Source organism: Alteromonas sp. S005 (assembly GCF_036864475.1).
GTDB lineage: Bacteria > Pseudomonadota > Gammaproteobacteria > Enterobacterales > Alteromonadaceae > Alteromonas.
In genome coordinates this window covers 99,052-121,630 of the sequence record NZ_JAZETN010000015.1, presented here as the reverse complement: position 1 = coordinate 121,630, position 22,579 = coordinate 99,052, and the positions used below count along the sequence as shown (strand labels likewise).

The 22,579-nt window shown below is 45.4% G+C and carries 25 protein-coding genes and 2 tRNA genes; 15 read left to right on the top strand and 12 right to left on the bottom strand.

Annotated features, from left to right (window positions below):
* Positions 1–114: 114 nt before the first annotated feature.
* The 3 genes from V7R55_RS15920 to orn all read right to left on the bottom strand — a co-directional run bounded on the left by V7R55_RS15920 (position 115) and on the right by orn (position 966).
* A tRNA-Gly gene (locus tag V7R55_RS15920) sits at positions 115–190 on the bottom strand.
* 53 nt (positions 191–243) lie between these two features.
* Positions 244–319 (bottom strand) — tRNA-Gly (locus V7R55_RS15915).
* 101 nt (positions 320–420) lie between these two features.
* Positions 421–966 carry an oligoribonuclease gene (orn, locus tag V7R55_RS15910; RefSeq protein WP_334060268.1) on the bottom strand — a complete coding sequence of 182 codons (546 nt, stop codon included), beginning with the start codon at positions 964–966 and terminating at the stop codon, positions 421–423.
* Between the two features lie 86 nt (positions 967–1,052).
* On the opposite strand from orn, the gene rsgA reads away from it, so the two are divergent.
* The 4 genes from rsgA to V7R55_RS15890 all read left to right on the top strand — a co-directional run bounded on the left by rsgA (position 1,053) and on the right by V7R55_RS15890 (position 4,942).
* A complete protein-coding gene (rsgA, locus tag V7R55_RS15905) occupies positions 1,053–2,096 on the top strand; it encodes a small ribosomal subunit biogenesis GTPase RsgA (RefSeq protein WP_334060267.1) in 1,044 nt (347 codons plus the stop codon).
* Positions 2,097–2,360: 264 nt separating this feature from the next.
* Positions 2,361–3,338, top strand: a complete 978-nt coding sequence (gene asd, locus V7R55_RS15900) for an archaetidylserine decarboxylase (RefSeq protein WP_334060266.1) — start codon at positions 2,361–2,363, stop codon at positions 3,336–3,338.
* Positions 3,339–3,341: 3 nt separating this feature from the next.
* Positions 3,342–4,217, top strand: a complete 876-nt coding sequence (locus tag V7R55_RS15895; RefSeq protein WP_334060265.1) for a DMT family transporter — start codon at positions 3,342–3,344, stop codon at positions 4,215–4,217.
* Positions 4,218–4,249: 32 nt separating this feature from the next.
* Positions 4,250–4,942 carry a glycerophosphodiester phosphodiesterase gene (locus V7R55_RS15890; RefSeq protein WP_334060264.1) on the top strand — a complete coding sequence of 231 codons (693 nt, stop codon included), beginning with the start codon at positions 4,250–4,252 and terminating at the stop codon, positions 4,940–4,942.
* 121 nt (positions 4,943–5,063) lie between these two features.
* Here the strand turns inward: V7R55_RS15890 and V7R55_RS15885 are convergent, their stop codons facing one another.
* On the bottom strand, positions 5,064–5,492 hold the full coding sequence (locus V7R55_RS15885; RefSeq protein WP_334060263.1) for a MerC domain-containing protein: 429 nt from the start codon (positions 5,490–5,492) through the stop codon (positions 5,064–5,066).
* Between the two features lie 156 nt (positions 5,493–5,648).
* Complete coding sequence (locus V7R55_RS15880) at positions 5,649–6,557, bottom strand: divergent polysaccharide deacetylase family protein (protein ID WP_334060262.1); 909 nt, start codon at positions 6,555–6,557, stop codon at positions 5,649–5,651.
* Between the two features lie 135 nt (positions 6,558–6,692).
* Between V7R55_RS15880 and V7R55_RS15875 the strand changes: the two genes are divergently transcribed.
* Positions 6,693–6,830: a hypothetical protein gene (locus tag V7R55_RS15875; RefSeq protein ID WP_334060261.1), complete on the top strand. Its 138-nt coding sequence runs from the start codon at positions 6,693–6,695 to the stop codon at positions 6,828–6,830.
* Positions 6,831–6,852: 22 nt separating this feature from the next.
* Here V7R55_RS15875 and V7R55_RS15870 read toward each other — a convergent pair whose 3' ends face one another.
* Entirely contained in the window at positions 6,853–8,016 is a 1,164-nt protein-coding gene (locus V7R55_RS15870) for a murein hydrolase activator EnvC family protein (protein ID WP_334060260.1), read from the bottom strand.
* A 265-nt stretch (positions 8,017–8,281) separates the two neighbouring features.
* Between V7R55_RS15870 and V7R55_RS15865 the strand changes: the two genes are divergently transcribed.
* From V7R55_RS15865 to gpsA, 4 genes are all read left to right on the top strand, one after another.
* Positions 8,282–8,707, top strand: a complete 426-nt coding sequence (locus V7R55_RS15865; protein WP_334060259.1) for a rhodanese-like domain-containing protein — start codon at positions 8,282–8,284, stop codon at positions 8,705–8,707.
* A gap of 12 nt (positions 8,708–8,719) precedes the next feature.
* A complete protein-coding gene (gene grxC, locus V7R55_RS15860; protein ID WP_334060258.1) occupies positions 8,720–8,980 on the top strand; it encodes a glutaredoxin 3 in 261 nt (86 codons plus the stop codon).
* A 67-nt stretch (positions 8,981–9,047) separates the two neighbouring features.
* Positions 9,048–9,557, top strand: coding sequence for a protein-export chaperone SecB (gene secB / locus V7R55_RS15855; protein ID WP_025256765.1), 510 nt, complete (start codon positions 9,048–9,050; stop codon positions 9,555–9,557).
* Positions 9,558–9,567: 10 nt separating this feature from the next.
* Positions 9,568–10,599, top strand: a complete 1,032-nt coding sequence (gene gpsA / locus V7R55_RS15850; protein WP_334060257.1) for an NAD(P)H-dependent glycerol-3-phosphate dehydrogenase — start codon at positions 9,568–9,570, stop codon at positions 10,597–10,599.
* Between the two features lie 90 nt (positions 10,600–10,689).
* On the opposite strand, the gene V7R55_RS15845 is transcribed toward gpsA, so the two are convergent.
* From V7R55_RS15845 to V7R55_RS15825, 5 genes are all read right to left on the bottom strand, one after another.
* Entirely contained in the window at positions 10,690–11,082 is a 393-nt protein-coding gene (locus V7R55_RS15845; protein ID WP_334060256.1) for an NAD(FAD)-dependent dehydrogenase, read from the bottom strand.
* Between the two features lie 171 nt (positions 11,083–11,253).
* A complete protein-coding gene (gene trmL / locus V7R55_RS15840; RefSeq protein WP_269918200.1) occupies positions 11,254–11,718 on the bottom strand; it encodes a tRNA (uridine(34)/cytosine(34)/5-carboxymethylaminomethyluridine(34)-2'-O)-methyltransferase TrmL in 465 nt (154 codons plus the stop codon).
* 66 nt (positions 11,719–11,784) lie between these two features.
* Entirely contained in the window at positions 11,785–12,753 is a 969-nt protein-coding gene (locus V7R55_RS15835) for an alpha/beta fold hydrolase (RefSeq protein WP_334060255.1), read from the bottom strand.
* A 66-nt stretch (positions 12,754–12,819) separates the two neighbouring features.
* Positions 12,820–14,178 carry an ATP-binding protein gene (locus V7R55_RS15830; protein WP_334060254.1) on the bottom strand — a complete coding sequence of 453 codons (1,359 nt, stop codon included), beginning with the start codon at positions 14,176–14,178 and terminating at the stop codon, positions 12,820–12,822.
* Positions 14,178–14,921: a response regulator transcription factor gene (locus tag V7R55_RS15825; protein ID WP_334060253.1), complete on the bottom strand. Its 744-nt coding sequence runs from the start codon at positions 14,919–14,921 to the stop codon at positions 14,178–14,180. The genes V7R55_RS15830 and V7R55_RS15825 overlap by 1 nt, the downstream gene beginning before the upstream one ends.
* Before the next feature lie 211 nt (positions 14,922–15,132).
* Here V7R55_RS15825 and V7R55_RS15820 point away from each other — a divergent pair, with 211 nt between their 5' ends.
* A complete protein-coding gene (locus tag V7R55_RS15820) occupies positions 15,133–15,963 on the top strand; it encodes a Spy/CpxP family protein refolding chaperone (RefSeq protein ID WP_334060252.1) in 831 nt (276 codons plus the stop codon).
* A gap of 95 nt (positions 15,964–16,058) precedes the next feature.
* On the opposite strand, the gene V7R55_RS15815 is transcribed toward V7R55_RS15820, so the two are convergent.
* Complete coding sequence (locus V7R55_RS15815) at positions 16,059–16,469, bottom strand: methylglyoxal synthase (RefSeq protein WP_334060251.1); 411 nt, start codon at positions 16,467–16,469, stop codon at positions 16,059–16,061.
* 656 nt (positions 16,470–17,125) lie between these two features.
* Here V7R55_RS15815 and argC point away from each other — a divergent pair.
* From argC to argH, 5 genes are all read left to right on the top strand, one after another.
* The gene (gene argC / locus V7R55_RS15810; RefSeq protein ID WP_334060250.1) at positions 17,126–18,139 is read left to right on the top strand and encodes an N-acetyl-gamma-glutamyl-phosphate reductase; all 1,014 of its coding nucleotides are present in this window, start codon (positions 17,126–17,128) and stop codon (positions 18,137–18,139) included.
* Positions 18,136–18,981, top strand: a complete 846-nt coding sequence (argB, locus tag V7R55_RS15805; RefSeq protein WP_334060249.1) for an acetylglutamate kinase — start codon at positions 18,136–18,138, stop codon at positions 18,979–18,981. The genes argC and argB overlap by 4 nt, the downstream gene beginning before the upstream one ends.
* The gene (locus tag V7R55_RS15800; protein WP_334060248.1) at positions 18,978–19,889 is read left to right on the top strand and encodes an ornithine carbamoyltransferase; all 912 of its coding nucleotides are present in this window, start codon (positions 18,978–18,980) and stop codon (positions 19,887–19,889) included. Before argB ends, V7R55_RS15800 begins: the two co-directional genes overlap by 4 nt.
* 25 nt (positions 19,890–19,914) lie before the next feature.
* A complete protein-coding gene (locus V7R55_RS15795; RefSeq protein WP_334060247.1) occupies positions 19,915–21,120 on the top strand; it encodes an argininosuccinate synthase in 1,206 nt (401 codons plus the stop codon).
* A 74-nt stretch (positions 21,121–21,194) separates the two neighbouring features.
* Positions 21,195–22,577, top strand: a complete 1,383-nt coding sequence (argH, locus tag V7R55_RS15790) for an argininosuccinate lyase (RefSeq protein ID WP_334060246.1) — start codon at positions 21,195–21,197, stop codon at positions 22,575–22,577.
* Positions 22,578–22,579: the final 2 nt, after the last annotated feature.

Genomic DNA, 22,579 nt, shown 5'->3' with positions numbered 1-22,579 from the left:
AAAATTTGGAGCGGGAAACGAGATTCGCATCTGGCCGACACTCGGTCGCGGGCCCATCAAGGGGTCGCATCAATACATCTGCTAATGTTTAGATTTTCGTGATGTTTGAAAATTTGGAGCGGGAAACGAGATTCGAACTCGCGACCCCGACCTTGGCAAGGTCGTGCTCTACCAACTGAGCTATTCCCGCATAGAGTCGATGCTGTGCATCTTATAGGCAACCTAGAGACCTAGATTAAAATTTGGAGCGGGAAACGAGATTCGAACTCGCGACCCCGACCTTGGCAAGGTCGTGCTCTACCAACTGAGCTATTCCCGCAACAAAAGAGGTACTTCGTTTGAAGTGGTGCGCATTTTACAAAAATTTTGGGGTAACGCAACCTTTAATTCTACTTTTTTTGCACCTCGATGTTCGAATGCTTAAATCGTAAACACTTTCTCTCGATAATAGCGCATTTCTTCAATAGACTCGCGAATATCATCTAGTGCTAAGTGTACGCCTTTCTTTTCGAAACCGTCTAAAATTTCGGGCTTCCAGCGGCGCGTTAGCTCTTTTATTGTACTTACATCAATATTTCTATAGTGGAAGTAAGCCTCAAGCTCGGGCATGTACTTCACCATAAAGCGTCTATCCTGCCCAATGGTGTTTCCACACAATGGTGATTTACCTGCATCTACCCACTGCTTTAAAAAGGCAATAGTCTGTGAAGCGGCCTCTTCTACACTTATCTTACTTTCGCGGCAGCGCGCAGTTAATCCGCTCTCACCGTGGACACGTGTACACCACTCGTCCATGCTGTCTAACACTTCATCACTTTGATGTACCGCAATCACAGGACCTTCAGCCAAAATATTAAGCTGTGCATCGGTGACTATGGTGGCAATTTCCATTACTACACAGGTTTCAGGATCTAATCCTGTCATTTCCATGTCTATCCAGACAAGGTTACTGTCGTGTTTACTCATTACTTTCCTCTTTGCGCTACAGACATGGCAACCATGCCCTACAAACGGTATTATTGACATAGTATACGTGAAACTAGAAAAGAATCGTGGCGAAAAAACCAAAACTTACACAACGACAGAAACGACAAGTTGCAGCAAACAGAAGCAAGCGCTTGCGTGAAAAGCATGCCTCTAAGGGCACGGCCAATCTTGATGAAAGCACGTTAGAAAGCGGCACTGTAATAGGTCGCTTTGGTAAACACGCCGACGTTGAAGATGTCAATGGCGAGGTTTCCCGCTGCCATATTCGCCGTACCGTTGACTCTGTGGTATGCGGAGACAAAGTGTTTTTCAGTAAAGGAGATGACGCCGAGTCAGGTGTAAGCGGTGTTATTGAAATAGTAAAAGACAGGCATTCTGTTCTTACCCGCCCTGATTATTACGACGGTATTAAGCCCATCGCCGCGAATATTGACCGTATCATTGTAGTAAGCGCTATTTTACCTACCCTTTCATTGAACATAATCGACCGCTATCTCGTTGCGTGTGAAGATATCGGTATCACGCCACTTATTGTGCTCAACAAAGTTGAGTTGCTAAGCGATGAGGAACGTGTGAATGTCGCAGAACAGCTCAAAACCTACGAAAAATTGGGCTATGAAGTACTGTTTACTAGCTGCAAAACTGGCGAGGGGATCGACACACTTAACGAATACCTTAACGATAATATCAGCGTTTTCGTAGGGCAGTCGGGCGTTGGTAAATCAAGCCTTATTAACCAAGTTTTGCCAGACGCGGATGAGTTAACTGGAGATATTTCAGATAACTCAGGGTTAGGTCAGCACACAACTACCGCGGCTAAACTGCTTCATTTACCGGCTGGGGGTGATTTAATTGACTCTCCAGGGGTACGTGAATTTGGCTTGTGGCATATTCCTACCGAGCGAATTACATGGGGCTTTATTGAGTTCAGAGATTATTTGGGCGGCTGCAAATTTAGAGACTGCAAGCACTTAAATGACCCCGGTTGCTTACTAAGAGAAGCTGTAGAAGAAGGAAAAATTAGCGCAGAACGCTTCGATAGCTACCATAGAATTTTAACCACTATGGAAGAGCAGCGCCCTAGTCACAGTCAGCCACCCGGAGCATAACAACTACCCTAGGGTTTTGGAGTTGTTGAAATGCCGAGCCCGCAGAAGGGCCCGGAAAGCACTTCACTGATTACTGACGTTGAGTTACTGACATTGAATAGCGGGGCTAAACCGGTAAAGAAAACGTTGTAGTGTGAACCATGTGCTTATGCTTTTGTGTAAGCACTCATAACCCTAAAGTTACTCTTACTACCACGACTTACTATACAATAACGCTAACTATGCAATGCGTTATTGTTTGCATAAAAGAAACGGAGATATTTTGTGTTAGATTGGCTTAAAGTTAATTTACAATACGTTACACCCAAGCACTTGCTTTCACGCCTCGTAGGAAAACTTGCACAAGCTGAAATGGGTAGCGTGACCACCTTTTTCATCAAGCTGTTTATCAAACAATATAATGTTGATATGACTGAAGCGCTACATGAAAAGCCTGAGCATTACCGAAGCTTCAATAAGTTCTTTACGCGGCCTCTAAAACCTGAAGCACGTACTATTGATGAAAACGAAGACGTACTGATCCACGCCGTTGACGGTACGGTAAGTCAGTTTGGCGATATTCATAGCGACAGTATCTTCCAAGCGAAAGGCCATAACTTTAGCTTAACTACTTTGTTAGGCGGAAAACCTGAAGTAGCAGCACCATTTAAAAATGGTAAGTTTGCAACCATTTACCTTGCCCCTCGCGATTATCACAGAATTCACATGCCAGTTGAGGGCACCCTTACTGACATGCTTTATGTGCCAGGCGAACTATTTTCAGTAAACCCGCTTACCGCACAAAATATACCAGGACTATTTGCACGTAACGAACGCGTTGTGGCACTGTTTGATACTCCTGTGGGTCGAATGGCAATGGTTCTTGTTGGCGCAACGATTGTGGCTAGTATCGAAACCGTTTGGGCTGGCACTGTTACGCCACCTGTGGGCAAAAATGTTCAGCATTGGTCATATGAAAAAGACACAGAAGCTTCTGTTTTCCTAGAAAAAGGTGCCGAGCTTGGCCGCTTTAAGCTCGGCTCTACCATTGTGGTATGTTTCGAAAAAGACATGATCAACTTTGAAGATATTGCCCCGGGTATGGTTACTCGTCTAGGAGAGCCTATGGCTTCAAAAGTATCTTCACATGAAACAGTTTCACAAGACCTTGCTTCGACTGAGCCTGAGCAAAATAGCGATGAGTTCGATGACGATGCAGGTGAAACAAAAAAAGAAACACCATCTGAGGGCGCTGACAGCTAGTTTATGGATGCTGTTAAAAAAAGCCTGATTTCGCTTCACCTCACGGTCATTTTATTAGGTGGTACAGCCCTTTTCTCTAGGCTTGTACCACTTAGTGCCAGTGACATTACGCTGGTGCGTTCAGTATTTGCTTGCATCGCTCTGCTGGCATTTTTGAAACTGGCCGGAAATAAAATAAAGCTAAATTCCAGAAAAGATTATGGCGTCGCTCTTGGTCTAGGGCTTTTAATGGCGCTACATTGGGTAACCTATTTTGCCGCAATGCAATATGCTGGCGTATCTGTGGGCATGATTGCGCTATTTACCTTTCCTGTCATCACAGTGCTTATTGAACCTTTTTTCGAACGGGTTAGGCTGGTGTGGCAGGACATTGTATCTACGTTAACGGTAGTCATTGGTGTTTATTTAATTGTGCCTGAAACATCATTGGAAAATGACGTTACCCTTGGGGTACTTATCGGTATTGCCTCTGCCATCTTGTACTCGTTTAGAAACCTAATTCACCGTAAGCATTTTAAGCACTACAGCGGTGCGCAAGCTATGGCATGGCAAACTTTGGTTATCAGTGTATTAATGCTGCCAATAGGCAGTGCGGAAATAGCCTCGGCGTCAACGAGCTCTTGGCTAATGCTGTTGCTTTTAGGCACTGTATTTACCGCTCTTCCCCATGCTTTGATTGCGGCGAGTCTGCGTCACTTACGGGCAAAGACATTTTCACTTATTGCCTGCATGCAGCCGCTTTACGGTGTTTTTCTTGCCATCATTTTACTTAATGAAAAGCCCGGATTAAGCGCATTGCTAGGCGGCATTCTTATTACGTCGGCGTCAGTCTATGAAACGCTCAACACGCATAAGTTACACAGCGCGAACGATGAGTAACGTTCGCCCTGAGCGTTGAGGAAGGAGTATTGATGATCATTTTTGCCCATCGTGGCGCCAGTAAAGCCGCTCCAGAAAATACGGTGAAAGCCTTTAAACTAGCCTTCGAGCAAGATGCTGACGGTATCGAGTTTGATACTTACCAACACGAAAGCGGTATTGTTGTTTTTCACGATAGAACACTTACACGCAGAGCCCGCGAGACCGGTTATTTATTAGATACGCCTTGGCAATCCCTTAAAGAGATGGACATTGGAGATGGAGAGCACATACCTTCTCTTTCAGAAACCCTTCAATGCGTTCCAAGTGATAAGTGGTGCAATATTGAAATTAAGCACCTGCACGATGTAACTAGCTGGGTAAGAGACGTAAAAAAGGCAATAAAGCAAAGCGATATAAGCACTAGCAAGCTACTTATCTCTTCATTTAATCATCACTGGCTTAAATCGATTGCACTAATGTGGCCCGAGGTAAAGATTGGCGCTTTAACCGCTAGCTATGAACTAGACTGTACGGCAAGTGCTAGGGCGCTCAACGCTTACTCGGTAAATATTGCGCTAGACGCGGTTGATAAGCAGTTCGTACAAACCGCGCTGCACGAAGGCTTTGATGTATTCGTTTATACGGTCGACGAACCTAGAGATATGCTTATGCTTAAGGAGTGGGGAGTGACGGGCATATTCACTAACGTACCTGATGTAGCGCTTAATGTGTTGTCGCATTAAACCGTACTTTTCCAATGCGAGAAGTCTGTAGAATGCGTATCTGAGACATGCTCAGATTATAAAAAAAACGAGCCATTGGCTCGTTTTTTTATAATACTTTTCTTTAAATACAGCTTTCTGACTACTTAAACTCAGTCGAAAGGTGGTCTGAAAACACCGTATTCTTGCAGCACTTACATTGTCTACACAAGCGCATATTAATCCAGTGGCCCGCTACAATTAATGCTGCACCTATTGCGATAGTAAACGGCTCGTAGTGATGTCCGAATATGTCTTTATGCCAATAAATTGCACCACCAGTGAACAGCAGTGCCAGCGGGTAATATTTGCCGTGGTAGCGCACTGCACCACTAATTAAGGCAACCGCCCCAACCAATAACGAAAACGTCAGAATAGTTCTTTCAAACCACACTTGCGCAAAAAAGCTGGATCCGATGAGCGGTAACAGAGGCACCAAAACAGGCAGCGCAAGGCAATGCAGCGCACACAAGCTCGACACCCAGATGCCAAGTTTGTCTAGTTTTGTTGGATTCTCGTCAATTGGAGTCATTACTCTAATTACCACCGTGCTAAAAATGTATAAGCGAACAACTCGCCAGAGACGTTATATTATAACAGACTCACGAAAATGAGAAACGTTCCCACATTAAATTTTGATCTTATCGAGATGAAAATAGACTAATTAAGTAAGAGAAAGACAAAGAAGTTAATCGTTAGGTGCTGTAGTCAAGCCTTCGGCAACCTCCTCTGGTGAGGTACTTTGCATAAAGCCACTACTATCAAAAGTATCCTCTTCACTTACTTCAGACCGCATTTTGTTTACGTCTACACGAATGAGCTGAGCAGTCTGGTTCCGTTCTTTACCAAATTGTTTAGCCACTTTAGGTGCGTGTGAAAAATAGTCAGCTACGGAAGTAAGGTTAAAACCTTCTTTTTCAAGAGAGGGTAAGTGTGTATTTAAAAAATTGACTGTTTCAGGGTGAGGGTGACCAATCACCACAACATGGCCATTCTTTTTAGCGATACGTTTCATTTGGTTAAACTGCTTCAGTAAGAACGCTGGCTCTAATATATGGTCTAGAAATACCTGCCTGCTTGCGCTAGGCACACCCAAACGTTGCGCAATTTCTTCACCTTTAGTTAGCACAGTAGTTCTGCTATCCACAAAGAACAGGCCTTGGCGTTTCACCTCTTTTAGCAGCGCTTCCATTCCCTCTTGCTGACCGGTAAAAGCACTGCCCATATGGTTGTTTACGCCTACAGCGTTGGGCACACTTTTCATCGCTTTGCGCAAATTGTAGGTAATAGCCCCGGCAAACATATCCGTGGTTAGCCCAAGCGGTCCCATGTTTTTACCATTTTGAGCTTGCATAGGCATATGGAGCATAACCGCCCTACCTTCTTGCTCAGCACGGTGCGCAATTTCAGAAGCCAGTGGCGTTTGCGGAAGTATGGAGAACGTAATTTCTTTGGGGAGAGAAAAAGCAGCGACGTCGGACGGCCTGTATCCCAGGTCATCTAATATTATTATTATGTCTGACTTTGCGTTTACTCGAAGGCTAATTAGCCCGCATAAAACAAAGATTATACAAGGCATCAGCAGACGCAAAAGCATCTAAGTCACATCCGTTTTTCATCATTATTATTAAGCGCACTGTGTGAATATCTTCACTTTAACGTTAAGCATACCAATAACAAGCGTACTTTCAACAAAACTAGTTTTTTATTACAGGTGAATCATGAACAGGCTTTGCAATCGATTTTAGAGCAATACGACGCTGATTCACTAACCAGTGACAACGCGACGTCTATTGTTGAGCAATTGAAAAGTGAAGGCAAACCTCAACGTCCGTTACCAGATACAGCGACATTTGAAGTTACTGCTTAAACATTGCTGTGGCGTTAACGATTTAATCTAACCAAGCTTTCGGATTTAGCGCCTTGCCTTTGTGACGAATTTCAAAGTAAAGATTAGGGTATTCCTGACCACCGCTTCGACCAACAAGTGCAATGCGCTCCCCTTGGCTTACGTCATCGCCTGCCTGTTTAAGGAGCGCTTGATTGTGGCCATAAACACTCATGTAGCCCTCGCCATGATCGACAATAGCAACTAAACCAAATCCTCGCAGCCAATCAGCGTACAACACACGCCCTGGCGCGATTGTATTAACGGGGTCGCCCTCTGCCCCATCTATCACAATACCTTTCCAAGATACTTGCCCTTGACGGCGACTACCAAATAAATGACGTATTCTGCCCTTAACGGGGGCGGGAAGTTTCCCTTTTCTTTTGGCAAGTCCATTCATGCTGAACTCAGCCGCACGCGCAGCGCGTTCAGCTGCTATACGAGCTGCTTCAATAGCACCTCTGAGCGCTTTCTCATCGGCTCGTAATGATGCAATGCGCTGACTTTCTGAAGCAATGGTTTTATTTATTTTCTTTAGCGTAATTTTACGGTCCGCTTGACGAGTAACAAGCACGGCCCGCTGGCTTTCTTGGTCGTCTTTGAGCGCCGCTAGCGACAATGCTTTTTCACTAAGTTCAGCAGTAACCTCTTCAAGCCTTGCAACATTCTTTCTGAAGCTTTCGATTTCTTTTTGACGTGCTTTTGCCACGTATTGATAATAAGTAATAACACGTTCAAAAGTGCGTGCATCATCTTGATAAAAAAGCATTTTAGCGTAGTCATAATGACCCGCCATAAACGCACTTTTGAGCTGACTAGACAATAGAGATTGCTGTTTGCGAATAGCGACTTTTAATGCATCTTGCTCTTCTTCGAGCTTGGTCTCTTCTTGCTTAACGCTTTTTAGCGCTTGTTCGGTCGTCGATAACGCTGTTGCTACTTTTGCTATTTCTAGCTCTGAGGTCTTCAGTACGGCTTTTAGCTCTTCTGCGCTGGCTTTGCTGTTTTCAAGTACTTGCTGTCGTGCGCGTAACTCAACCTGCAATTTAGCTAACTTTTCTTTTTGCGCATTAGCGTCGCCGTCTTGCGCTAGCACATTGCTTCCAATTGGCATAACAGCCAGAGCGACTATGCATCCGATAACTGAAAGAAATGAACGTGCAGACATAACGTGCGCTTAAAACCTCTTCTGTTGTAATGGTGCCTTACTGCTCAACCGCTGCTTTTCACCACTACTATTAATACCAACATCCAGTGTATCTGACGGCTTCCCATATGCCCAGTGCAATTTATCCGTAATATCAATCATCTAAAGTATTTATGTTCAAGGCGTGGTGTCCGTCTCTTCGCTAACTGAAAGGTAAGCTGGTTTCTCGCCCATTTTTCTATATACTTTGCACTCTTTTCATGGTCTGTAGACAGGGTTAGAGGTAATGGATCAACTAGTAGAATTTGCTAGCAACAATATTATTCTTGCTGGTATTTGGGTTGCGCTGATTGCCATGTTGATATTTAGCTATATCAGTGCATGGACATCTTCAGTAAAAGAATTAAGCACGCACGAAGCAACGGTTTTAATGAACAAAGACGATGCGATTGTGCTAGATACACGTCCTGTAAAAGAGTTTAAAGCTGGTCACATCTTAGGTGCAAGACAGATTAAACCTGAAGAAGTGCGTGAGAAAAACTTTAAGAAACTTGAAAACAGCAAAGACAAACCCATTATCGTAGTATGCGCTATGGGTAATCAGGCTCGTGGTACAGCAAATGCGATGCTTAAAGATGGCTTCGCGAATGTTAATGTATTAAAAGGCGGAATGAACGCGTGGCAAAGTGCCAGCCTTCCCGTTTCTAAATAACAGGTAACCTTTATGAGCAAAGTAGAACTTTACACCAAGGGCCACTGCCCTTACTGCCACCGTGCAAAAGCACTATTGACGCAAAAAGGTGTAGAATTTATCGAATACCCAATAGACGTTAAGCCTGAGCTGCGCGACAAAATGATTGAGCGCGCGAATGGCGGCTGGACCGTTCCACAAATTTTCATTGACGATCAGCACGTTGGTGGCTGTGACGATATGATGGCTTTAGAAGCACAAAGCAAGCTTAACCCAATGCTGGGTTTAGCGTAAGCGTAAGCGTCAGCGCATACAGCAACGCACTACATTAAATTAAAACGACAATTAAATAGGAAATACCATGGCTGACGAAAATCAGACAAATCCCGGAGAAGCAGCAGGCGCACAAGCGCAACAAGGCGCTCAGTTCAATATTCAGCGTATCTACACCAAAGATATCTCTTTTGAGTCTCCAAACGCACCGGCTATTTTTACTAAAGAGTGGAAGCCAGAAATTAAACTAGACATTGACACTAGCACTAACAAGCTAGAAGAAAATGTATTTGAAGTTGTACTTTCAGTTACCGTTACGGCAACGCTTGGTGAAGAAACAGCATTCCTTTGTGAAGTGCAACAAGCAGGTATCTTCGCTATTGGCGAAATGCCAGACCAAAATAAAGCGCACACACTGGGCTCGTTCTGCCCGAATATGCTTTTCCCATATGCGCGTGAAACCATTTCTAACTTGGTTAACCGTGGAACATTCCCTCCACTTAACCTAGCGCCTGTAAACTTCGACGCTATCTTTGCAGCTTACGTGCAAAAACGTGCACAGCAAGCGCAGGGCGAAGCGCCAAAAATGGACGCCTAATTAGGTGAACATGAAAGGCGTGGACATGAAGTCGCATTCGGTTTCAGGGTCTGTTTCAGTATTAGGGGCGGGGTCTTACGGCACCGCCCTTGCTTTTTGTCTTGCCAGAAATGGCAACCCCACACTGCTTTGGGGCCGAGATGAAAAGCACATTGCCGAAATGGAAGCGAATCGAGAGAATGCTCGTTATCTTCCCGGCGCAACATTTCCAGATGCCCTAGTGGTAAATGCCAACTTAGAAGAAGTGGTGGCTGCCAGCCAAGATATTTTAGTGGTTGTACCTAGCCATGCATTTGCAGATATGCTTCAAAGCTTAAAGCCATTGCTTAAACCGCATCAACGCATTATTTGGGCGACCAAAGGACTTGAGCCAAAAACTGGCCGTTTGCTTCGCGATGTGGCAGAGGAAATACTGGGTACCGACTATCCCCTAGCCGTGTTATCAGGCCCTACTTTTGCTAAAGAAATGGTAGCGGGCTTACCTACTGCAATTTCGCTGTCTTCCACTGACGATACGCTGAGTGACGAATTTGCAGCAAAGCTGCATTGCGCAAAGTCGTTCAGAGTATACAAAAACTCAGACTTTACTGGCGTTCAGCTTGGTGGTGCGGTTAAAAATGTTATCGCTATTGGCGCGGGCTTAGCCGATGGTCTTGGCTTTGGTGCAAACGCGCGAACGGCGCTGATCACCCGAGGTTTGGCAGAGCTTACCCGCTTAGGCGTAAAGCTAGGCGCCAATCCTGAGACGTTCATGGGTATGGCAGGCCTTGGCGATTTAGTTTTAACTTGTACAGACAATCAATCGCGCAATCGTCGCTTTGGTCTGGCTTTGGGTCAAGGCAAGAGTGTCGATGTTGCTATTGACGAAATCGGACAAGTGGTTGAGGGATATCGCAATACTGAGGAAGTTCACATTTTGTCTAAGAAAATAGGCGTAGAAATGCCTATTTGTGAACAAATTTATGCTGTGCTTTATCACGGAAAATCCCCTAAAGAGGCGGCCTTAGCCCTGCTTGGTCGAGACCTCAAAAAAGAAGCCTAGTGAATACTTGATGGTTTTTGCTTTATAGCAAAAACCATCAGCCTCTTAACGCCCCACTCTTTCTATCTTTTCCAGCTTATTAAACTGAATTTAGCGCCCTTCTCTTACCACGATCACTTTAGCGTTGTCGTGATATCTAGCGTGACTGCGCTTGTGGTGTTTCACTTTTTTCACCTTTTTGTAGGGTGAATCGACAACCACATAGCGATTCCCATGCTTGCGATAGTAATGATTATTATCAACGTAATAACGATGATTATCGATAACCTCCACCCTATGCGCCCCTGGTAATACATTGACGTACAGTCCAATTTCAGGAACGCGTATGGCTACGTCAATAAGCGGACGAGCAGGTTGCGTAATAATAGTGACTCTTTCATTCACCCCTCTATTCGAGTGAGAATGATGACCTGAATGGGCGCTTGCCTGCCCCGCAATAATTAAGCAAACGCCAGTGATAATACTCAGTGTGATACGTTTCATAATACTACTCCTAACTCATTTGTGTATATTCAAAGGCTATACTAATGAGCGAAGCTGAACGAAAACTGACTTTGAGGGGCTTTACGCTGTCTTTACATTAGGCATAAAAAAGCCCTTGTTACAGGACGTTTTTAACAGGTATATCTTCAGGCAACTTTTGCCTACCTTCTACTATCGGGCACCTTCATAGCCAAACTGACGCCAGCTTTCGTATACAAAGACAGATACGGCATTAGATAGGTTCATGCTGCGACTGTCTGGCAACATGGGAATGCGAACGCGCTGCTCAGGAGGTAACGACTGAATATAATCGTCCGGTAAGCCGCGAGTTTCAGGGCCAAATATAAGTGCATCGCCTTTTTTATACGATACATCACTATGAAACGCTTTGCCTTTTGTTGTACAAGCGAATACGCGGTTCGGCTTCGCGTCTTCAAGGTAGGCTTCTAAGTTTGCATGGCGCTTAACGTGAGCAAATTCATGATAATCTAAACCTGCACGTCGTACTCGCTTGTCGTCCCACTCAAAACCTAAGGGCTCGATTAGATGTAGTGTGAACCCACTGTTTGCGCATAGACGGATAATATTTCCCGTATTTGGCGGGATCTCTGGCTGATAAAGTACGACATCAAGCATGTTTTTCAAACTACCTTCACTGTTATTAACCGACTCATTCTATAACGAAACACAGCAATTCATCACCTACTCTGCGATCAAGAAGTCTAAAATTCTGGAAAGAGAGCGTTCGCGAATGTCGTCTGACTCGGTGAATAACTCATGATAAGCCCTTGGTATAATCTCAAGCTCAGCATTTGGCATTAGGTGTGCCACCCGCCGTTGGCGCTTATTATCTATTATGGCGTCATCGTCGGCGCTTAAAACCAGCGACGGGGTAGTGATTGCCCCCGCACTAGTTTCAATTCTATTCATGGCCTGATGGGCTGCGGCCAACCACTCGGTAGTTACGCCCCCAAGCTGGATATCTTGCTCTTCATCATAAAGCTCGCGAAACAACGCGTAGCGGGATTTGCTATGGGTAAGCTTATTCAAAGAAAAAGGAAACGCGATATACGGGGTTTGCCCAAAAAAGTAGCCTGCATCGGCTTTTTTCATTCTATTAACCGCAAGTCCAGTGCGAATTAAACCGTTTGCCAACCAATTGGGCAATGAAGGTTTAATACCGAACATGGGGGAAGCCAATACAGCTTTAGAAAACAAATTGGGTAAACGCAATAGCGTAAGCGCACCAATAGCGCCGCCCATTGAATGGCAAACTAACAACAAAGGGCCTTGTTGCATAGGCTTAACGATAGACTCAACGAAGGCAACGAAATCGTCTACATAGTCATCGAAATGTGCAACATAGCCGTGTTGGGGATCCCGTGTCATTCTGTCTGACAGACCTTGCCCTCGGTGATCAAGAATAAAAACGGCAAAGCCATTTTGATAGAGGTCGTAAATAAATTCTTTGTATTTTAAGTAAGACTCAATACGCCCAGAACAAATAACAATGGTTGCTCGTGGCGTTTCTGGAATGCAGTAGGCGTAGCGCACCTTTATATCATCTTTGCCGGTGAAGTGGCTTTCAGTGACACTCTTCTGCCAAAACGGGTTGATGTGAGTGGCAAAGGTGCTGGCTAAATTCTCTTCCGACGTGAACGTCCAGTTCATAAATACCCTATAACGGTCAATTTGCGCTCATTGTGAAGCTACATACTACTGTCAAAGTATAGGTTACTACTTCGGGAATGACAGAGTGACTCGCAGTCCACCGCGCTCAACAGGTTCAGCTATAATGAGCCCATGATGCAACTCAACCGCCGCTTTTGCAATGGATAAACCCAGACCAACACCTCCAGACTCCCGCTCTCTGGCAAGCGTAGCTCGGTAAAAAGGTGAAAATATACGTTCACATTCTTCTACTGTCAGTCCATCTCCGTCATCGGTGATATGAATGCACCAGTGTTTAGCATCTTCGCTAAAAGATATATGTGTGGATAAAGCACTATGTCGTATAGCGTTGCGCAGAACATTCTCAACAGCGCGGCAAAGCATCACACTGTCGACAACGACTAAAGCTTTGGGAATTTCATCAATTTTCAGCTGCTTGTGTTTATTTGCTGCCTCAAAATTCGCATCGGTAAAAACATCGTCTAACACTAGCGATAGCATTTGCTTTTGCATAGTAGCTTCACCAGCTTCAGCACGGCTTAATGTGAGCAATTGGCTCACTAGCGCTTCCATACGCTCTGCCTCTCGCTCGACTCGAGATAGAGTTTCAGGATCTACGTTCTGCTGATGAGCAAGCCCAAGCGCCATTTGCAAACGTGCGAGCGGAGAGCGAAGCTCGTGGGATACATCGGCTAACAAGCGCTTTTGCGCCCCCCACATAGACTCTAACTGCTCAGCCATTTTATTAAAATCACGAGAAAGCTGTCCTAGCTCGTCCTGACGCTTAGCCGCTCGGCCAACTCGCGCCTGCCAGTCGCCGCTTGCTATACGTTTCGCTGAGCTTTGAATACGCAGTATTGGGTTAGTCAGTGATTTCGCAAACAACCAGCTTAACAATACAGTGGTGATCAACGCGATAGTAAGAAACAGTAAAACAGGAGGCGTTTGCTTTTCAGGCATTTCCAGTCTAACCGTAAAAAGCGCAAATCGGGTGCCGTTGCGCTCAAAGAAAACCGGGCCCAAGATTTTAAATGCCCCCCGCTTTACCGCAATGGGTGATGTTTGGTTAACCAGTCGAAGTAAATCTTCTTTATCATTTTCACGAAGCGGAGGACCCCCACCCGAAATAAGGCGGTTATCACTCATGTCGACAGCAACCATTCGACCTCTCCCTCCTCGAGAAAAGCGGTCAAGAGGCTCGTGCAGCGGTGCATTTTGGAAGCGACTGTTTTGCAAATGTTCCACTACTTGGTTTAGAACAGCAATTTCTCGCGGCTGTATTGCTACAATTTCCAAGTCTTCAAAAAATAATCGGCTACCCCAAATAGCCAATAAGGCGGTGACAATAAATGTAGCCCAAAACCAAAGGAACAAGCGGCCCATGATGGCCCGCGTAGGGCTTATACTGCGTAACAGTTTTACCATCAATGACTTCCAACAATTAACATATATCCCACGCCTCGGATGGTTTTAATTTTCTCATCCGCAGCCACTGCGCCTATTTTCTTGCGCAAGTTACTTACGTGCATATCAATACTTCTATCAAAAGCCTGTAATGGCTTACCCAATATTTTTAAACTTATTTCTTCTTTCGTTACTCGCTGGGCCGCATTAAGCATTAATAGGCGCAGGATCAAAAATTCCGTTGTTGTAAGCGTTAGTTCGATATCATCCACTTTCGCCAGCTGACTGCTGGGGCTTAAAAAGATACCGTTGACGAATAAGTCCTGTTCAACAGCGCCGCCCGTGGATGACAAATTATGACGGCGAACTATAGCTTTTATTCGCGCAACGAGCTCCCGGTGATTAAAAGGCTTAGGTAGATAGTCATCGGCCCCCATCTCGAGGCCTAAAATGCGGTCATAGTCATCGCCTCTTGCTGTAAGCATAAGCACTGGCGTACTGTGACTGGCTCTTAGTTTCTTTAATACATCGAAACCATCCATTTTAGGCATCATCACATCAAGCAATATCAGATCGTAATGACGCCCAGAGACCGCTTCTGATAGTCCCTCTTCGCCATTGTTGCGTACTTGCACTTGATAACCCATACCCGATAAATACGTACAAAGCATTTCTGTAAGCTCTAAGTCATCATCAATAACAAGAATAGACTGCAAGTGAAAATCTGAACTCATGGTATTAAACTCTTTAACTGCTAGATTCATGAAAATGCCTGTAAATTGGAAGAAACTCAACCTACGCATTCGGTGTGACTCGCCTCAAGCCGACAAACAACACTGACAAAACGCGTACTATATCTTTTCAGACCTTTACAATCATAAATCGGCATTACCTTTACATAAGCTTTACACTGCATTGACTGCTTTTTTAGTCGAGAAAGCTACGATTAGCGTGTCCGAAAAAAAGGAGACGACAATGAAAAAGTTATTAATTGCTAGTGCAACAGTAGCAGCGATTGGCATAGGAGGCTTTGCATTGGCCCAGCCACCAGAGCCTGGAATACGTCACCACGAACCGGTTAAAGAAATTGTTAAACATCTTCGCGGTCTAAGCTTAAGTGACGCTCAGCGCGAGGAAATAAAAACACTCGTAAGCGCATTTAAAGACGCTAACCCTCGCCCTAAATTTGGTGATAATGAAAAACCTAACCTAGATTTTGCTACCGCCACAGAAGCACAGATAAACGCGTTTATTCAAACTCAGATTAAAGAGCGCGAAGCAAAGCATTTCGCTTTTGCACAACTGCGTCACGACATTTACAACGTGCTGAATGAAGAGCAACAAGCAACTCTCTTAGCACGAGACGCTAAAAGAGAATTAGATAGACAAAAACACCATGATGCTTTCGAAGCACAAGAAGCTCGCTTTGCCAAAAGAATGATTGGTGAGGTTAAAGGCCCTAACCGCAAACCCAGGGAATTTTTGTTCGAAGGCGTTGAATTAACCGACGAACAAATAGCAAGCCTTGCTGAGCTTCGCGAGACATTTAAAGATACATCTAAAACGAATGGAGAGTTGCTACGCAATTTTAAAGATGCCCAGCGCGATTTGGTTCGCAGCCAGTCTTTCTCTCAGGACGCTTGGGATGCGCTTATCGCCCAATACAAAGGTGACCTAGTTAGCGCCGGCGTAGAAAAAGCTAAACAGCGCCAAGCCATGTTTCAAGTTTTGTCATCTGAGCAACAAGCGAAACTGGAAGCACTGCGTGAAGAAGAACATAAGCTAGACGAGCTATTTAAGCCTTAACGCTTAGCTTTTTTCGCCCATCCCCCCATCTTACCCACCGTAAAAAGTGCTGGTTTCGGCCAGCCTTTTTTATGGCTGGTTATTAGTTATGTTTTCTAGAAGCTCGGTTTAACTGGCTTGTAATCAGGTGATAAGAAAAGCGGTGACGTAATTACCAAATCTGCCGTGGCTGGCGTACAGGCTACAGGTACATTCCACACTGAACACAACCGCAATAGCGCTTTTACATCGGGGTCGTGGGGCGCTGGATTCAATGGGTCCCAAAAAAAGAATAGCGCGTCTAGCTTGTTTTCTGCGATCAACGCGCCTATTTGCTGGTCCCCACCAAGTGGGCCACTTTTATAGCGTGTGACGTCTAATCCCGTTTCGCTGGCAATTAATCCGCCCGTAGTTCCTGTCCCCACCAAATTACACTGCTTAAGTACGTCAATATGCTGTTTAACCCATGCTAGCAATTCGGGCTTCTTATGGTCGTGCGCCACCAGCGCTAAAGTAAGTTTGCTCATTTTATTTTCCGAGTTTAATCCCAACAATCTAGGTTCACAGTGATTTACATAGGCATTTCGCTACCTATTATTTTTAACTGCCTATTTGCATAGTCCGCTTGCGCTTTTCCACCCACTTATGTGGTAGACCATTGCAAAGACCAAATTAACTTTTTAGTTTTTCCACCATCAATGCCGCTAAAAACTAGACTCACTACTACTTATAGCGAGCAAATATAAATATTCAGTTTTATTGATTAACTTGTCAACTTACTGTCACAACTATAAATATATTATTAGTTATATTTTTAAAGCTTAAATCCCGCCAAGAACCGGCAAAATATTTATACATTTTTATTGCATAAAAATTCAATATAGATAAACTAGGCAACGGTTAAAGCATCCAACCCGTAATTTGGGTTGTAACATGATAGGAATTGATGATGACACAACCAACTCGCGTTGTTGGTTCAACCACTAACAACGATATAGAGTTTACCTCTCCCCTGGCTGGCTACACCTTGCATAGCGCACGACGATGCGTGTGCACATCTATGCTTATTCGGTAGCACACTTTTTACCTTTGTAATGTGGTCGCGGTTAGGCAAGGATTTACGCCCAACCAGTTTACAAAGGTAAAAAGTGATTTTTTTCTCCTTTTATTGAATTTTTAAATTATGTATAGCGTTTCAATTATTGGTGCCAGTGGTTACACAGGGGCACAACTTGTTCAGTTGGTTATTCAACACCCTCAACTCGAATTAGCGGGTACTTACGTATCTGAAAAAAGTAGTGATGCGGGGAAAAATATCGCACAGCTTCACGGCAACTTGGCTCACGTTAATGCCACACTGACGCCTATTTCGGATGCGGCATTAAAAGAAATGGCTGACGGTGTCGATTTTATCTTTCTTGCCACTCCTCACGAGGCGAGCCACGACTGGATGCCTGTCCTATCTTCGGGCAAAGCCAAAGTGCTCGATTTGTCGGGTGCATTCAGGCTAAAAGACACGAATGTCTTCGAACAGTTCTACGGCTTTCCCCATACGCAAAAGCAAAGCTTGGCTCAAGCTGTTTACGGTCTTGCCGAGTGGCACGAAACTCAAATTGCCAATGCAGATGTTATTGCTGTTCCGGGTTGCTACCCCACGGCGAGTCTTAGTGCACTGAAACCACTTGCTGAAAATAACCTACTTGACGCAAGCGTACGCCCTGTAATTAATGCCGTTTCAGGCGTATCGGGTGCAGGAAGAAAGGCCAGTTTAACCACCAGTTTTTTTGAGGTCAGTCTTCAAGCATATGGCGTACTAGGTCATCGCCATACGCCTGAAATTGAAGCGTATCTAGGCACGCCTGTTATCTTTACGCCGCACTTAGGTAATTTTAAACGTGGAATATTGGCCACAGTGACCGTTAAGGTTAAAGCTGGTACCACCAGCGCGCAACTTGAACAAGCGTACACTGACGCCTATGCTGATAAACCTATTGTGCGTTTGCGCAAGAGTTTTCCAAAAATTGACGACGTTGCTCATACTCCATTTGTTGATCTGCATTGGAAGTTAGATGAAGCATCTGGATACGCAGTGATTACCGCTGCAATCGACAACGTAATGAAAGGTGCTGCCTCTCAGGCAATACAGTGCCTTAACATAATGACGAAACAACCAGTAGAGACAGGGTTAGTACTATGAGTGTTTCACCAATTGTAATTAAAGTTGGCGGTGCATTACTTGATGATGCGGCGGCAATGACTCGCTTATTTCTAAGCGTAAAAGACGTTCAAGCAACACGCCCAGTTGTAGTGGTTCACGGAGGCGGACCATTAGTGGAAACGCTAATGGCGAGTCTTGGTCTTCAAAGCACAAAAATAGATGGCCTTCGGGTTACGCCCGATGAACATATGCCTTATATCTGTGGAGCCCTCGCAGGCTCTGCCAATAAACAGCTTTGCGCTGCGGCGCTTGCTGCTGGTATTACTCCAGTTGGTTTATCATTACTAGACGGCAATATGGTGGTGTGTGAGCCACTGGCAGACCAGTACGGCGCCGTTGGCGTGCCATCAACAGCTGACGCTGCGTTTCTAAAAAACGTACTAGCCCAGTCAACCCTTCCTATCATCAGTTCAATTGGCTCAAGCCCACAAGGTAGACTGCTAAATGTTAATGCCGACCAAGCAGCTACGGTTATCGCTGAACTCCTTAACGCGGAACTTTTATTACTTTCGAATGTTGAAGGTGTGCTAGACGGTGACAAATCGCTAATTAGCGAACTTAACGCTGCAAGCATATCGAAGTACGCAGATGAAGGCGTGATCACTGACGGAATGAAAGTAAAAGTAGACGCGGCACTTGCGTCTGCAGAAAGCCTAGACCGCACGGTGTATATCGCGAGTTGGGCTGCCGACATCAACGACATTTTAAATAATAAAACGGGTACGCAAATTCTACCCGCAGCGCTGACAAATACACCGTCAACAAACGCTGACTTACACCATACCGATTTTACAAAAGGCAATGCCGGAGAAGTACAATGAAACAGGACCTACTTACCTTTGCAGACTGGACACCCGACGCAATGAAAAACTTGCTGCAATTGGCTGTAGAAATTAAACAAGCACCAGCAAGTTACAGCAATGTACTAGCGGGAAAATCAATTGTTGCCCTGTTTGAAAAGCCGTCTTTGCGAACCCGCGTAAGCTTTGATATCGGTATTAATAAGCTTGGCGGTCATATGGTGTACTTAGATGCACAGTCGGGCAAATTAGCAGGTCGAGAAGATGCCGTGGATACTGCTGCCAACCTAGCCTGCTGGGCTGACGCAATTGTCGCTCGCGTGTTTTCTCACGAAACCCTAGAGACCTTTTCTAGAGCGGCCAAAGTGCCGGTAGTTAATGCACTGTGCGATAAATACCACCCATGTCAGGGCCTTGCCGACTACCTCACTATGTTTGAACGCTTTGGCAAGACCGAAGGTCTTACCATGGCTTATGTAGGCGACGGCAACAATGTAACTCACTCTCTGTTAATTGTTGGTGCGCTTTTAGGTTGCAACCAAGTTGTAGTCACGCCAAAGGGTCACGAAGCGGCACCTGAAATTGTGGCGCAAGCGAAAGCAATTGCGGAAAAGACGGGTGTATCGATTGTTGAAAGCACAGACCTTAGCGCCGCTAACGGCGCTGACGTTATCTATGCGGATACATGGCTTTCAATGGGTGACGATACACCACTTGAAGTGATCAAAGAAAAATTCATGCCTTATCAGGTAAATGAAGCGCTGATGGAAGCAACGGGTGCTAGCTACGTGATGCACTGCCAACCAGCCCATCGCGATTTAGAAATTACGGGCTCGTTAATTGATAGCGATAAATCGCTGTTAATGCAACAAGCCGAAAACAGAATGCATGGCCAAAACGCCATCCTTACTCAATTACTTAACGCCTAAGCAGGCACCTAAGAGGTTTATTTAGATGCAAAACGTTAAAAAAATCGTGCTGGCCTATTCAGGCGGGCTTGATACATCAGCCATCATTCCATGGCTTAAAGAAAACTATGGCTGTGAAGTTGTCGCATTTGCAGCAGATGTGGGCCAAGGTGATGAAGAGCTAGAAGGCCTTCACGAGAAAGCTATCGCATCTGGTGCAAGCGAATGCCACATTGTTGATTTGAAAGAAGAGTTCGTAAGCGAATATATCTTCCCTACTATCACGACAGGTGCGGTATACGAAGGTGAGTATTTACTTGGTACGTCAATGGCGCGCCCGGTTATCGCTAAAGCGCAGGTTGAGATTGCCCGTAAAGTAGGTGCCGACGCCCTATGTCACGGTTGTACCGGTAAAGGTAACGACCAGGTACGTTTTGAAAGCACCTTTGCAGCGCTTGCTCCAGATCTTACGGTAATCGCGCCATGGCGTGAGTGGGACATGGTAAGCCGTGAAGACTTATTGGCTTACCTAGCTGAGCGCAATATTGCGACAACCGCGTCAGCGACAAAAATTTACAGCCGTGATGCAAACGCATGGCACATCTCACACGAAGGCGGCGAGCTTGAGGATCCATGGCAAGAGCCTACCAAGCAAGTGTGGACCATGACGGTTGACCCTGAAGATGCCCCTGATGCCCCTGAGCGCGTAACCCTGTCTTTTGACGAAGGTAAACTGACTCATGTTGATGGTGAAGCACTCTCGCCTTATCAAGCACTTGTTAAGCTAAACACAGTAGCAGCAGCGCACGGTGTTGGGCGTATCGACATTGTTGAAAACCGCCTTGTAGGTATGAAGTCTCGTGGCTGTTATGAAACGCCAGGAGGCACCGTACTGCTTAAAGCATACAAAGCACTAGAAACTATGGTGCTAGATAAAGCTGCGCTTAAATACCGTGAGCAGATTGGTCTTGAGTTCTCACACGTGATGTACGACGGCCGTTGGTTCACCGCACTTAACGATGCACTGCTTGCTGGCGCTGCGTCTTTTGCTAAGAAAGTGACAGGCGAGATAGTAGTTAAGCTTTACAAAGGCCAAGCTACGGTTACCCAGCGTAAATCGCCAAACAGCCTTTACTCTGAAGACTTTGCTACCTTTGGTGCTGACGATGTTTACGACCAGAAGCACGCTGAGGGCTTTATCCGCCTATTCAGCCTTTCAAGTCGTATTGAAGCACTAAAAAATCAAGGTTAATGGTATACCGCGCGTAGCGTTTAGCAGCTACGCGCAGGTAGCAAAGGCAACAAACAGTATTTAAGGAGCATCGCATGGCGTTGTGGGGTGGCCGGTTTGAATCCGGTGCAAGTAGTATGTTTAAACAGGTTAACGACTCACTGCCGTTTGACCAAGTTATGGCAAGCCAAGATATTCAAGGCTCTATCAGCTGGTCGCGTGCGCTGCAAAAAGCGGGCGTTCTAACTGCTGACGAACAAGCCCAGCTTGAAGCAGCACTTAGCGAGTTGAAAGCGAAAGCTGATGCAGGTGAATTAGACTTTAACGCATCTAGCGAAGAAGACATTCACAGCTTTGTAGAAGCTGCGCTTATAGAGAAGCTTGGCGACATTGGTCGTAAGCTTCATACCGGGCGTAGCCGAAACGACCAGGTGGCTACTGACTTTCGCTTGTGGGTACGTGAACATATTGCCTCACTTCGCGCTGATGTTTTAGGTGTGATCAAATCGCTTCTTAATGCCGCTAGTCGTCATCAAGAAGCCATTATCCCAGGTTACACCCACTTACAGCGTGCACAGCCTATTCACTTTGCACACTGGTGCTTGGCTTACGTTGAAATGCTAAAGCGTGACTTAAGTCGTTTAGACGACCTTAAAGTGCGCATGAATCAGTGCCCGTTAGGCTCTGGTGCATTAGCAGGCACTACTTTCCCTGTAGACCGTCATGCCATAGCTGAAGAGCTGGGCTTTGACTCTCCATGCCTTAACAGCCTAGACGCTGTGTCGGACAGAGACTTTGTGCTTGAGCTTTTGTTTGTGGCCAGCACCAGCATGATGCACTTGTCTCGTCTTGCCGAAGATATGATTTTCTATAACTCTGGTGAAGCAGGATTCTTACAGCTTGGCGATAGCGTAACGTCTGGTTCGTCGCTTATGCCGCAGAAGAAAAATCCTGATGCGCTTGAATTAATGCGCGGCAAATGTGGCCGTGTGTTTGGCTCATTACAGGCACTCTTGGTTACTATGAAGGGTCTTCCGCTTGCCTATAACAAAGATATGCAAGAAGACAAAGAAGGCGCTATCGATACGGTAAATCAGTGGCATATTTGCTTATGCATTGCCAGCGAAGTGCTTGACTCTCTGCAGCTAAACGAAGAGCGCTGCCGCGTTGCGGCAACCCAAGGTTTCTCTAACGCCACTGAGCTTGCCGATTACTTGGTAGGTAAAGGTGTACCGTTTAGAACAGGCCATGATATTGCTGGGCGCATTGTGCTTCAAGCCATCGACAAAGGCTGTGCTATTGAAGATTTACCGCTAAGCGACATGCAGGCGATTTGCGATAAAATCGAAGACGATGTTTATCCAGTACTTCAATTGGAATACGGCGTAAACCAGCGCAATATCCTTGGCGGAACCAGCAAAGAAACAGTCACTAAAGCACTGTATCAAGAGCTGGAAGACTTGGATAAGCAAGGGTAGCG